The 12,187-nt window shown below is 73.8% G+C and carries 12 protein-coding genes; 4 read left to right on the top strand and 8 right to left on the bottom strand.

Annotated features, from left to right (window positions below; translation table 11 throughout):
- Positions 1 to 44: 44 nt before the first annotated feature.
- A complete protein-coding gene (locus tag RVR_RS01600) occupies positions 45 to 548 on the bottom strand; it encodes a DUF6328 family protein (protein ID WP_202232061.1) in 504 nt (167 codons plus the stop codon).
- Between the two features lie 95 nt (positions 549 to 643).
- Positions 644 to 1,114 carry an STAS domain-containing protein gene (locus RVR_RS01595; RefSeq protein WP_202232060.1) on the bottom strand — a complete coding sequence of 157 codons (471 nt, stop codon included), beginning with the start codon at positions 1,112 to 1,114 and terminating at the stop codon, positions 644 to 646.
- Positions 1,115 to 1,236: 122 nt separating this feature from the next.
- On the opposite strand from RVR_RS01595, the gene RVR_RS01590 reads away from it, so the two are divergent.
- The gene (locus RVR_RS01590) at positions 1,237 to 1,662 is read left to right on the top strand and encodes a helix-turn-helix transcriptional regulator (protein ID WP_202232059.1); all 426 of its coding nucleotides are present in this window, start codon (positions 1,237 to 1,239) and stop codon (positions 1,660 to 1,662) included.
- 111 nt (positions 1,663 to 1,773) lie between these two features.
- Complete coding sequence (locus RVR_RS01585; protein WP_202232058.1) at positions 1,774 to 2,796, top strand: SDR family NAD(P)-dependent oxidoreductase; 1,023 nt, start codon at positions 1,774 to 1,776, stop codon at positions 2,794 to 2,796.
- Positions 2,797 to 2,862: 66 nt separating this feature from the next.
- Here the strand turns inward: RVR_RS01585 and RVR_RS01580 are convergent, their stop codons facing one another.
- On the bottom strand, positions 2,863 to 3,231 hold the full coding sequence (locus tag RVR_RS01580) for a VOC family protein (RefSeq protein ID WP_202232057.1): 369 nt from the start codon (positions 3,229 to 3,231) through the stop codon (positions 2,863 to 2,865).
- A 451-nt stretch (positions 3,232 to 3,682) separates the two neighbouring features.
- Here RVR_RS01580 and RVR_RS01575 point away from each other — a divergent pair, with 451 nt between their 5' ends.
- Positions 3,683 to 4,255, top strand: a complete 573-nt coding sequence (locus tag RVR_RS01575) for a hemerythrin domain-containing protein (protein ID WP_202232056.1) — start codon at positions 3,683 to 3,685, stop codon at positions 4,253 to 4,255.
- Positions 4,256 to 4,396: 141 nt separating this feature from the next.
- Here RVR_RS01575 and RVR_RS01570 read toward each other — a convergent pair whose 3' ends face one another.
- Together RVR_RS01570 and RVR_RS01565 are read right to left on the bottom strand one after the other, a co-directional pair.
- The gene (locus RVR_RS01570; RefSeq protein WP_202232055.1) at positions 4,397 to 5,974 is read right to left on the bottom strand and encodes a hypothetical protein; all 1,578 of its coding nucleotides are present in this window, start codon (positions 5,972 to 5,974) and stop codon (positions 4,397 to 4,399) included.
- Between the two features lie 201 nt (positions 5,975 to 6,175).
- Positions 6,176 to 6,616 carry a MerR family transcriptional regulator gene (locus tag RVR_RS01565; RefSeq protein WP_202232054.1) on the bottom strand — a complete coding sequence of 147 codons (441 nt, stop codon included), beginning with the start codon at positions 6,614 to 6,616 and terminating at the stop codon, positions 6,176 to 6,178.
- 146 nt (positions 6,617 to 6,762) lie between these two features.
- On the opposite strand from RVR_RS01565, the gene RVR_RS01560 reads away from it, so the two are divergent.
- Positions 6,763 to 7,605 carry an SDR family oxidoreductase gene (locus RVR_RS01560; RefSeq protein ID WP_202232053.1) on the top strand — a complete coding sequence of 281 codons (843 nt, stop codon included), beginning with the start codon at positions 6,763 to 6,765 and terminating at the stop codon, positions 7,603 to 7,605.
- A gap of 83 nt (positions 7,606 to 7,688) precedes the next feature.
- Here RVR_RS01560 and RVR_RS01555 read toward each other — a convergent pair whose 3' ends face one another.
- From RVR_RS01555 to RVR_RS01545, 3 genes are all read right to left on the bottom strand, one after another.
- Complete coding sequence (locus RVR_RS01555; RefSeq protein ID WP_202232052.1) at positions 7,689 to 8,915, bottom strand: SMP-30/gluconolactonase/LRE family protein; 1,227 nt, start codon at positions 8,913 to 8,915, stop codon at positions 7,689 to 7,691.
- Between the two features lie 291 nt (positions 8,916 to 9,206).
- Entirely contained in the window at positions 9,207 to 10,235 is a 1,029-nt protein-coding gene (locus RVR_RS01550; protein WP_202232051.1) for a LysR family transcriptional regulator, read from the bottom strand.
- A gap of 140 nt (positions 10,236 to 10,375) precedes the next feature.
- On the bottom strand, positions 10,376 to 11,770 hold the full coding sequence (locus RVR_RS01545; RefSeq protein ID WP_202232050.1) for a CapA family protein: 1,395 nt from the start codon (positions 11,768 to 11,770) through the stop codon (positions 10,376 to 10,378).
- Between the last annotated feature and the right edge of the window lie 417 nt (positions 11,771 to 12,187).

The following is a 12,187-nucleotide window of genomic DNA, read 5'->3' as shown; positions in this document are numbered from 1 at the left end:
GCCCGGCCGGGGACGTGAGGCGCGTCCCGGCCGGGCCGGTGGTGTCAGTGCTTCGGGTCCTCGCTGCGGTGCCGGGCCCACAGCGGCAGCACGATCCAGCACAGGACGAACCAGGCGACGAGCACGCCGACCAGCCACGCGGCGCCCGGGTCGTGGATCGCGACGCGCAGCACCAGCAGGAGCGACGACGTCATGGTGCACAGCAGGAGGCACAGGCCCAGCAGGGTCAGCCGCGAGGCGAGCGTGACCGTCTCCGGTTTCAGCCGCCGCCCGGTGAGGAGGCGGTGCATGGCGACCGGTCCGACGAGGGCGCCGGTGGTGGCGGCGCCCAGCACGACCGTGGCCACGTAGATGTGCCGGTCGGTGTCGGACAGCGAGGTGAAGCGCGGCTGGAAGACCACGGTGAGCAGGAAGCCGAAGAGGATCTGCACGCCGGTCTGGGCGACGCGCAGCTCCTGGAGGAGGTCACCCCACCTGCGGTCGGCGCGCTCCTCCGCGCTCTCGTGCCGCCCGGCGTCCTGGGGCGGCTGCCGGTCGGAGGCGTTCATCGCTGCTGGCTCTCCTTCGCCGTACGGCCCGGGACCGGGGAGGCCGCGCCCCTACGGGGCCTCCCGTGGCGGTCGGGTGCCCGTACGGGCGGAGATCATGCGGGGTGCGCGGGGCGGGCCGGGCGGACGACGCGCGGGTCGTGGCCCGCGGTCTCGGCCGGCCCGGCGAACAGCTCGCCGGTCCCGGACAACCGGAGTATGCGGAGGACACAGGGCGCCATCGCGGAGACCGTCACCTCGACGCCGAGGTCGATCGCCCGGGCCCGCAGCCGCAGCAGCATGTTCAGCCCCGCGCAGTCGAAGAACCCGACACCGCCGAGGTCGAGGTCCAGGCCCGCGGGGGAGAGCGCGAGGCAGCTCGTGAGGATGTCGCCCGCCAACGGCGCGGTGGCCAGGTCGATCTCACCGGAGACGGCGGCCCGGGTGCGGCCCGCGCTCTCCAGGGTGCGGACCGCGAGGCCGGAGTCGTAGTCCTGGAAGGTGGCGGTCCTCGGCGGGGTCCCGCCGCCGTGCGCACGCGTCCTACCGCTCGCGGCCGGCCAGGGCTGGGTGACGGTCAACGACATACCTCCTCTTGCACCGCACGCTGTACCCAAGAGCTTGCCCGCCCACCGCGAGTACGTCAATAAATACACGAAACACAGTTCGTGTCTTGAGTGACGTGAATTCGACGTCGTATGGTGAGGTGGTGTCCGAACCAGCCGACTCACGCCCTACCTGGACCTTCCTGACCAACCACGCCAGGGTGCTGGCGACCATCGCCCGTGATCCCGGAGTGCGGGTGCGGGACATCGCCGCCCGCTGTCTGCTGACCGAGCGCGCCGTGCAGAAGATCATCGCGGACCTGGAAGGGGCCGGGTACCTCTCCCACACCCGCAGCGGGCGCTCGAACCGCTACGAGATCGCGCCGGGCACGCCGCTCCGGCACCCGGCCGACTCCGGCCCGACGGTCGCCGACCTGCTCGCCGTGCTGGCCCTGGAGTCCGACACGGACGACGCCGCTGCCGACCCGGGCACCGACGACGCGGGTACCCACGACGCCGGCACCCACGACGCGGAAGCCGACACCGACGACGTGGACGCCGACGCGGAGGCGCGCGCCGACACGAGGTGACCGGCGGCCCCACCGGCCCGGCGCCGTGTCCCGTGGTAGTCCGGCGCGGATGCGGGTACCCGGAGGTTCCCCGCCGTGTACCCGGCATCCGCTGTCGTGAGAGGTCACACCATGAGCCAGGCCCGGAACCCCCGGAACCGTCAGGACCGCGACCGTGCGGAGTCCGCGCTCGCCGGGCGGTCGGCGGTGGTCACCGGCGGCTCCCGCGGCCTCGGCCTGCTGCTGGCCGAGCGGCTGGTCGACCTCGGCTGCGACGTGACCGTCGCGGCCCGCGACCGGGAGGAGCTGGCCGAGGCCGGCGGCCGGCTGAGCGGCCGGCACCCGACGGCGCGGGTACGGACCCAGGTGTGCGACGTGACCGACCGGGAGGCCGTACGGGACCTCGTACGGTCGGCGGCCGAGGCGCACGGCGGACTCGACGTCGTGATCGCGAACGCCGGCATCATCCAGGTCGCCCCCGTCGAGGCGATCGGCGCGGACGAGTTCCGCGCGGCGGTCGACACGATGTTCATGGGCTCGGTGCACACCGCCCTGGAGTCGCTGCCCTACCTGCGCCGCAGCGCCGGCGGTGGCCGGCTCGCCCTGATCGGCTCGGTCGGCGGTCTCGTCACCCCGCCGCACCTGGTGCCCTACGCCTGCGCGAAGTCCGCGGTGGCCGCGCTCGCGGAGGGGCTGCGGGCGGAGGAGGAGCAGGTGAGCGTGACCGCCGTCCATCCGGGGCTGATGCGCACCGGGTCCCATCTGGCCGCCGAGTTCGGCGGCGACCGGGGCGCGGAGTTCGCGTGGTTCTCGGCGCTCGCCGGCACCCCGGTGCTGTCGATGGACGCCGAGCGGGCGGCGCGCCGGATCGTGCGCGCCGTCGCGCGCCGCCGCACCCGGCTGGTGCTCACGCCCGCGGCCAGGGCCGCGGACCTCGCACACGGCGTCGCCCCGGCGCTGACCGTCCGGGCGACGGCGCTCGCCGCCCGCGTGCTGCCCTCCGGCGGGCCGGACACCCCGCACCCGGAACCGGCGCAGGGGCGGGACGTCGAACCCGCCGTCGCGCATCCCGTGCTGCGCAGGCTGCGGGCATGGGGCAGCGCCCTGAACGACCGGGCCGCCGACGCCTTCAACGAGCGCCGCCGCCACGCCTGACCCGGCCGCCCGCCGCCGCACCCGACCGGCCCGCCGCCGCGCGGTACCGCGCGGCGGCAGGCGCCGTCAGTAGTACCGCAGCTCGATGACGTTGCCGTCCGGGTCGCGGACGTACACCGAGGTGGCGGTGCCGCGCGCGCCGAACCGCGGCCCCGGGCCCTCGACCACGTCCAGGCCCCCCGACGCGGCCGCCTCCGCCCAGTCGAGCGGCTCGACCACCAGGCAGAAGTGGTCGACGTTGCTGCCCGCCCGCTCGTGCGCGACCAGGTCGATGATCGTCTCGGCGCTGACCCGGACGGACGGGAACGGCGCCCGGCCCTCCCGCCACTCCTCGACGCGGACCGGCGCCAGGCCGAGGGTTCCGCAGTAGAACCGCAGGGACCGCTCCACGTCCGCGACGTTGAGGACCAGGTGGTCGAATCCGGTGACACGCATGACGTCCCTCTTCCGTTCCGGTGGCGGGCGGCCCGGCGGACCGCCCGCCACCAGCTTCGCCCGGCCGGGCGGCGCGGCCAAGCACCCGTGGGCGCAACTGCGCGCGGGCGCGCGGCTGTTCGAGCGCGACAGCCCTACCGTCCGGCTCGTCCCGGCCCGGCGCCGGGCGGCCGGCCGGTGCCCAGGGGTCCGCAGGGCGGCGGCTTCTCCCGGACGCTCTCCCCGGTCGCCCTCGGGCGCGGTCTCCTGCCGTATGCCGTCGCGCCGTACGTCGTCGCGCCGTACGTCGTCGCGCCGTACGTCGTCGCGCCGTACGTCGTCGCGCCGTATGCCGTCGGGCCGTACGCCGTCGCGGAGTTGGAATTCGTCGCGGGCGTGGTGTTTGCCCTGGGCGACAGTGGTGAGGCGCAGGCCGTACGAAGGTCAACGTCATCTTTCGAGGGAGCAGATCATGAGTTCCGCCACCATCGAACGGACAGCGGCGGCCCGCCTTCCCGACGGCGACGTGGTCGCGGTCCTGCTGACCCAGCACGCGCGCATCCGCGACCTGTTCGCGTCCGTCCGCGCCACCCGCGGCGACGTGCGACGTCAGGCGTTCGACGAGCTGCGCGCCCTGCTGGCGGTCCACGAGGTCGCCGAGGAACTGATCGTCCGGCCGGTCGCGAAGCGGACGGCGGGCGAAGGGGAGACCGAGGCGCGCAACTCCGAGGAGGCCGAGGCCACCCGGATGCTCAAGCGGCTGGAACACATGGACGTGGACAGCGCCGAGTTCGATGCGGTCGTCGAGGAGTTCGAGAGGGCCGTCGGCGAGCACGCCGACCACGAGGAGAGCGACGAGTTCCCCTCGATCCTGCGCGAGTGCACCGCCGAGCAGCGGCACACCATGGGGGAGCGGCTGGCGAGGGCCGAGCGGATGGCGCCCACCCACCCCCACCCGGCCGCCGCGGGCAAGCCCGTCGCCCTGGCCCTGACCGGCCCCTTCGCGGCCATGACGGACAAGGTGCGCGACGCGATGACCCGCTGAGACCCGCCGCGCGCGCGGCGCGGCGGAACCGCACCCGCCGCGCGGGCCGGGAACCCTGACACCCGGTCCGCGCGGCGGGTGCCGTGCTCCTCGGGGGAGGAGGCCCCGTGCCGCGGCGGGCCCGCCGGGCGGGGCCCGGGCTCACGCCGAGGACAACTGCTCGGCGATCTCCTTGACCCACGCGGAGCTCTTCGACGGGTCGTTGAGGGAGGCCGCCCACGCCTCCGGGGTCAGGCGCTGGTGGTCCGGGCCCGCCTTGAGGGCGACCAGGAGGGACCTGGCCGACTCCCGCATCCCGGCCGCCGTGTCGCCGCTGCCCCGGATGTCCGGGCCCGCGGCCAGCGCGTAGATCCTGCGGGCCATGGCCTGGCGCTCGCCGTTCTGCACCTTCTTCCAGAACTTCAGGGCCTCCTTGAGCGCGTTCTCGCGGGAGGCGGGCCCGGCCGCCGGGGCCGCGCCGTCCTCGGCCCAGCGCTCGGGGTGGCGGGCCCCGTCGTACCGCTTGACCCCCGCGCGCCCCGCCTTGTAGGCGGTGACACCGAGGATGAGGCCGGCCGCGCCCGCGGCCAGACCCCAGCCGACGGGGTTGCTCGCGAGCCCGGCCCCGCCCGCCGTGGCGGCCACCGCCGTCACGATGCCGCCCGCGGCCTTGGTCGACTCGCCCACGGCGGTGAGCGCCTGCTTGCCGATCTTGTGGCGCTGCTTGCCGAGCGCGTACGTGAGCACCGTGTCCAGGGAGTTCACGTCCTCGGCCTGCCGGAAGTCCCGGGCGGCGTCGCGGGCGTCGCCCATGGCCGCGAGGGCCGTGTCGATGGCGTCGGAGATGCGGTCCAGCCGGTCGTCGCCGTCGTGGTCCCAGTGGGCGTCCATCGCGACGAACGCCTCGGCCGCGGCCCACTCGGCGTTCTGCTTCGCCCGGCTCAGCCGGGCGAGCGCCTCCTCCTCGGTCCGCGCGGGCTTCTCGATGCCTTTGAGGGCACGGTACTTGCGGGCGGTCAGCCCGACGCGGCGCGCCGCCCGCGCTCCCTTCACCGCCCCGACCACGCTGGATCCGACACCGCCGGCCTCCGCCGCGCTCGCGGCGTGCAGCGCCTGCTCCGCCTTGGTCAGCTCCTTGGCGGCGCTCAGCGCGTTGTTGCCCGCGCTCGCCGCGCTGATCGCCGCCTCGGCGGCCTTGGACCTGAACTTCTTGGCGGCGCCGTGGAACGCCGCCCCGTGCCGGTGCTTCCTCGCGTCCTGCCGGGCCTTGGCCGCCTCCACGCCGCCCAGCAGGGCGCCGACGCTCTCCGCGACGAGGCTTTCCGCGCCGGCGGCGCCGCCCGAGGCGCCGGCGGTGTGCTTCAGGCCCTCGTCGGCGGTGGCGGAGGCGTGCTGGGAGAAGCCCGCGTTCGCGGGGACCTGGACGCCCTTGACGAAGGTGTCGAGGAACTCGAAGTTCTTCTTGAGCCGGTCGAGGACCGCGGCGATCCGGTCGCGGTAGCTCCGCGAGGCGCCGGCGGCCTCGCCTCCCCCCGGCGCCCTCCCGCCGCCCTCGCCCCGAGCCCGCTGCACCAGCGCGACCGCGGCCCGGTTGCCGGCGCCGGCCTGGACCGCGAGGAGGGCGCGCTGCGACGTGGTGCCGGGCAGGCCGGTGGAGCGGCCGCGGTCCTGGCGCGGCCGTCCCGGCCTCGGCGCACCTCCGGCCTGCGGTGCGGACGTGCGGTGGACCGGGGTGCTCATGGACGCGCCTCTCCTGTGCCTGACCGGGCGTGAGGACGCTAACCAGGCCGGGCGAACGCAGCGGGAGCGGCGGGGAAACACCGCGCGGCGACTTCCGTACGCGCCGCGGGGAGCGGCGCGTACGCCCCGGAGCGGGTGCGGAACCGCCTCCCGGCAGGAGGGGGAGGCGGACGGCGGACCGCACGATCGGCCGGACGGCCGCTACCCGGGGTCGGGGACCGGTTCGCACTCCGGGCCGTCGCGCCACAGCGTGTCGGCGGTGCCGGCGGCGAGGTGGCGTGCGTACAGCTCGACCTTGTGGTGGATCACGCCGAGGGCCGCCTGAAGGTCGGCGACCTGCTGCTGCACCCGCGCCTCGTGGCGGCGCAGGATCTCGAACCGCTCGGCCTCGTTCCCCGCCCCCTCGCGGGCGAGCTGGGCGTACCGCTGGATGTCGGGCAGGGGCATGCCGGACGAGCGCAGCTTCGTGCACACCTTCAGCCACTCCACCTCGTCCTGGGTGAAGGTCCGGCGCCCGGCCGCGTTGCGCCGCACGGGCGCGAAGAACAGCCCCTCCTGCTCGTAGAAGCGCAGGGTGTACGTGGTCAGGCCGGTCAGCTCGCTGACCTCGCCGATGGTGAACGTGCTCTCCGCGGTGGTCATGCCGCCAGTCTACGAGCTTGACTTCGAGTCGACTGGAACTCCTAGGGTCTCGGACGATACCGGCGGACCCCGGCGAAACCGCTGCTCGGCGGAGCTTTCACCGGATATGCCGCCCATACCTGATGGCGACCAAAGGAAGGGGCATCATGCCCACACCCACCACCTGGTTCATCACCGGCACCTCCTCCGGCTTCGGGCGCCTGCTCACCGAACTCCTGCTGGCCCGCGGCGACCGGGTCGCCGCGACGCTGCGCTGGCCCGAGGCGCTGGACGACCTGCGCGCCGAGCACGGCGACCGTCTGTGGGTCACGCGGCTGGACGTCACCGACACCGCGCGGGTGCACCGGGTCGTGGCCGACGCCTTCACGGCGCTCGGCACGATCGACGTGATCGTGAACAACGCCGGCTACGGCGTCTTCGCCTCCGTCGAGGAAGCCGCCGACGAGCAGATCCGGCGGGTGATCGACACCAACCTGCTCGGCTCGATCCACGTCATCCGCGCGGCGCTGCCGTACCTGCGCGCGCAGGGGCACGGCCGGATCCTCCAGGTCTCGACCGCCGGCGGCCAGGCCACCTACCCCAACTTCGGCTACTACCACGCCTCGAAGTGGGGCATCGAGGGCTTCTGCGAGACCGTCGCCCGCGAGATCGCCCCGTTCGGCATCGGCCTGACCATCGTGGAGCCCGGGGCGACACCGACCGGCTTCGGCGGCTCGCTCGACACCGCGCCGACCATGCCGGAGTACGACGGCACCCCGGCCGGCGACGTGCGCCGCGCGATCGCCGACGGCTCCTTCGGCCTGCCCAACGACCCGCGCAAGATCGCCGCGGCGATGGTCGACCTCGTGGACTCGGGCGCGGCGCCGCTGCGGCTGCCGCTCGGCCCCGACACCTTCGACGACGTCCGCGCGGCGCTGACCGCGCGCCTGGCCGAGCACGAGTCCCATCGCGAGGTGGCGCGCTCCGTGGCGCACGACGACCGCGTCTGACCCGGTCGGGAGGGGGGAGGAGACCTGCCTCGGGCGGGCCCAGCCCCGGGCCGCACTCCCGAGCCGGGCCGCCCGGCGGTCCGTCACCCCTGACCGGTCACGGCGTCCCCCAGCTTCACCCCGTCGAACTCCGCCGGCAGCGGCAGGGAGTAGACGAGGAACGGCTTCACCGTCAGGTCCTTCGGGTTGCCGAACAGCTCGGTCCGCTCGGTCTGCGGCGCGGGGACGTACAGCCGGCGGTCGGCCCCGATGAACGACCCGTCGGGGCTCACCAGCCCGGGGTTCGCGGCCAGGACGGTCCTGCGGCCCGACGGCGTCAGGAGCACGATCCGCTTGTTGTCGATGTCCGACAGGTAGAGGTTGCCGAGCGTGTCGATCGCGCAGCCGCCGGACAGCGGTATGTCCGCCACGTGCTGGACGTGCGCGGCCAGGTGCGCGTCGGAGACGGTCGCGTCGCGCAGGAGATCGGTCGCGACGCGGTAGAACGGCCCGGTGGGCGCCGCCCAGTACAGCCACGCGCCGTCTCCGGTGAGCTCGATCATGTCGCTCTTGGGCGTCTTGTGCCTGCTCTGCGTCTTCCCCGGCGCGGTGGTCGCGGCCGGCGCCGCCACGCCCAGCATCTGCGGGTACCCGGAGAGGCGGCGCGCGGTCCTTCCGGTCGCCAGGTCGTGCACGATGAGGGCGCCGAGCCCGGAGTCCGTCGCGTACAGGGTGGTGCCGTGGATGCGCAGGTCGTTGAGCTGCGCTCCGGTCGGAAGGATGTCGTCGCCGAACCGCAGCACCCGCAGCGCCTTTCCGCTCCGCGGGTCGAACTGGACGATCTTCTGCGCCCCGGGCTTCGGGGTGGACAGCTCCTTCGGCGCCGAGTCCGCGCGCAGCCCGCCCTGGTCGACGCACCACACCGTGTCGTCGGCGAAGACGTGCACGGAGTTGACGTAGACGAAGCTGTTCCGCCCGTCGTCCCCGGCCTTCCACGCGTTCCAGGAGTTGCCCGGGAAGGCCGCCACGGTCCCGTCCGGCTCCCGCCGTGCGACCGAGGGGGTCGTCTCGTGGCCGGGGAAGCGCGGAAGGCCGAGGAAGAGGGTGTTCGTGCTGGTCAGCGCCACCTGGTTGGCCATCCAGGGCGATTTCGCGGCGACCGTCAGCGTCGGTTCGGGGTCCTTGGTGGCGGCCGTGGTGGCCGTCCTGGCCGTCGCGGCCGCCTTCGGCTTCGCGTCGGACCCGCAGCCGGCGAGTGCGGCCGCACCGGCCGCGCCCGCGGCCACGGCGCCCGCGGTGGAGAGGAACCGGCGACGCGTGATGAACTCCATTGACTGCCTCGATTTCCACGGTGGACTCGATGGGTGTCCCGCACGTGCGACCGGCCGCGCCCGCGGCAAGGCAGGGCGGACCGGCGTCATCGCTTTCCGTGTGCTGTTCCGGCGTTGTCGCCGGCCCGGTTCGTCCGGCCCGGTTCGTCCGACCCGGTTCGTCCGACCCGGTTCGTCCGGCCCGACCCGGTTCGTCCGGGCCGGCGGCGCGTCACGACTGGACGCGCACCCCGTCAGGGCAGTCTCGGTCGGACGCCCGAGGGGAGGGAACCGTGTGCCCGCGCGGCGCGGTCACACCGCCGCGGCCGCCGGCGGCGCGGCACCCCCGCCGACCTTCGCGTCGCTCGCCCAGCGGAAGCCGGGCATGGACGGGTCGGTCGAGGCCCGGCTGATGCGGACCAGCAGGTCGATGAACTCCTGGATGGCCGCGCGCCGTTCGTCACCGGGGCGGACCGCGATGGCGGTGGCCCGCACCAGCGGCATGCCGTCGACGTCGACCACCACCAGGCGGCCGTCCTTCAGCTCCTCGCCGATGGACGTGCTCGGCAGCACCGTGAGCGCGGAACCGCTCACGGCCGCCTGCTTCATCACGTCCAGACCCTGGGACTCGATGTCCACCCGCAGCCTGGCGCCGATCTTGAGCGACCACCGCTCCACGAGGTGACGCGAGCGCATGGACGGGATGTAGGTGGCGAACGAGTAGGCGCCCAGCGCCGCGGCCCGCTGTTCGGCGGGGACGCGCAGGATCTCGTGGCCGGGGGCGGCCACCAGGTGCAGCTTCTCGTCCATGATCGCGACGACCGACAGCGCCGGGTCCAGCGGCACCCGGTAGAAGGCCACGTCGGCCGCCCCGCTGCGCATCATCTGCATGCTCTCGCCGCGCGACCCCGACTGGGTGACCCGCACCTGCCGGTGGGGGAAGCGGGCGCGCAGCACCGGCAGCAGCCGGATGATGAAGTACTGGATGCTGTCGGACGGGGCGGTGATGCTCAGCGTGGACTCGCTCTCCGGCTCCTCGTTCTGCGCCATGTCGGAGCAGAGCCGGTCCAGGTCCAGCAGCGAGCGGTCGCAGAAGTCGAGGAAGGTGCGGCCGACGTCGGTGAGGCTCACCCCGACCCCGGAGTGCCGGTCGAAGATCGGCGACCCCAGGATGTGCTCGATGTGCTGGACGCGCTGGGAGATCGCCGGCTGGGTCAGGCAGAGGATCTTGCTGGCCTCGCGGAAGGACCCGGCGCTCGCGATCGTCCGGACGGCGAACAACTGGTCGAAGCTGAGGCCGCGGAGCATCTGCTGGCGGTGCGGGTTCTGCCGCTCGGCCATGACCTGCTCCTTTCGCCGCCGGTCCGGTCCGGGGTGGTGTCCGCACATCGCCTCCCACGGGTCCCCGCGGGAGTCTGGTACGCACTGAGTGCACCATATGGGCGGGGCACCGCGCGGACCAGACCCCGGGCAGTGCTCCGTCAGATCTTGATCCGCCCGATACCGTCCTCGATCACGACGGTGGTGCCGAAGTCCGCGGACAGCCGCTGGTACCGCTGGAGGATCTGCTCGGCGTCCTCGCCGGTGGCGGTGAGCGGGCGCCCGTCGGTCAGCGGGCGGTCGCCGCCGCCCACGGAGCGGCGCAGCGGCGCCTCCTTGCTGACCTCCCGGCCGAGCTCCACGGGGTGCAGCTCGATCTCGCGCACCTGCCCGTCCTCCAGGACGAGGTTGATCACCGCCGAGCTCCACCAGGTCCGGTTCCCCGCGGTGAGGCCCGGGTGCAGCGGGTGCGCGGCCGGGGTGAGCGTGGGCAGCCGGTCCGTGTCGTGGTTCCACGACTCGTACGCGTCGAAGGGCACGCGGCGGACGAACTCGGACTGCGCGAAGAAGTTGCCGACGCCGTAGAAGATCGGCTTGCCCCGGTAGATCTCTATGCCCAGCGTCTTGTGCCACCCGTGGCCGACGAAGATGTCCGCCCCGGCGTCGATGGCCGCGTGGGCGAAGTCCCGCATGAAGGTCGGCGGCCGGTCGCCGCGCCCGCCCTCGGAGATGCTGCAGTGGTGCGCCACCAGCACCAGGTCGGCCATGATCCGGGCCTCCTCGACCGCCCGGAGGTTGCCGGCGAGGTCCCGCCGGTCGCTGCTGGTGGTGACGTCGAAGCGGTCGGCGACCTTGAAGATGTTGGAGCCCGTGGTGGACTGGTCGCTCGGCATGGCGAGGCTGAACTCGCCCTCGCCGGCCTTCATGAGCAGGCCGCTGCTCCCCTCGACGTTCATGCCGGTCTCGCGCAGGATGCCGAGTTTGCCGCCGATGTCGCGCAGCTTGGCCGCGGCGTCCTCGTCCACCACGAAGCGGGTGATCGGCCGCAGCGAGTTCACCCCGGGGCGGCCCGGGAGGGTGGCCTTGGGCAGGCTCGCCCACTCGTGCGACTTGTTGCCCGAGCTGGTCGACACCAGCGCGACGCGGCCGTTGCGGGTCTCCAGGTAGCCCGGCTCGCGCGCCTCCTCCAGGTCCTGGCCGGTGCCGGCGTGCGCGATCTGCGCCGCGTCGCAGTGGCGGATCGTGGACAGCAGGCCCTTGGCCCCGAAGTCGAAGCTGTGGTTGTTGGCCAGCGACGCGATGTCCACGCCCGCCCAGCGCAGGTCGTGGGCGACCTGCGGGTCGGTGAGGAAGTAGCTGCCGATCTGGTCGCCGCGCGAGGGGGCGTCCACTTCACCGAAGTGGCCGAAGTTGGTCTCGACGTGGGCGTAGGTGACGTCGCTGGACCGGAGCTTCTCCAGGACGGAGAGGAACTCGGGCTCGTCGTGCATGGCGAACGGGCGGGTCACCATGCACTCTCCGGCGAGCGCGACGGACCACTTCTTGCTGCGTGACATCTGGGACCTCGTGACCTGTAGGCGGTTCGGCTGCAAGGGCCGGCAACGGCGGCGACATCCGCTGGAGCGGTGCGCGGGCCGGCGGCCTCACCCATCAACCGCCGCCCCGGGGGGAGGCGTCAAGCAGCGTTCGGTGATGGGGTGAAAAGGCCGCGCTGATCACCCCTGGCCACGGCGCCGGGCGGCCCGGTGCGCATCCGCCGTGGTCACGGCCCCTGCCGCGCAGTGACCTGCGTCACGCGTCGGGTCGGGGTGATTAGCCGCGCTTCTCACCACCTCAGCGTCTCTAGGTTGACCGCTCGTCGAATCCGACGGTTTCGTTCGTCGCAACACCTCGGCGAAACACGGGGAGAACGTTGCCGAAACCCCGCCCGACGCAGGACGGGCCGCCACCCGGCCGGTCCGGGCCCCGCGCCG

Origin of the sequence: Streptomyces sp. SN-593 (assembly GCF_016756395.1) — a bacterium.
Lineage (GTDB): Bacteria > Actinomycetota > Actinomycetes > Streptomycetales > Streptomycetaceae > Actinacidiphila > Actinacidiphila reveromycinica.
Note: the sequence above shows the minus strand (reverse complement) of the source record. Positions and strands in the feature narration are given on the sequence as shown.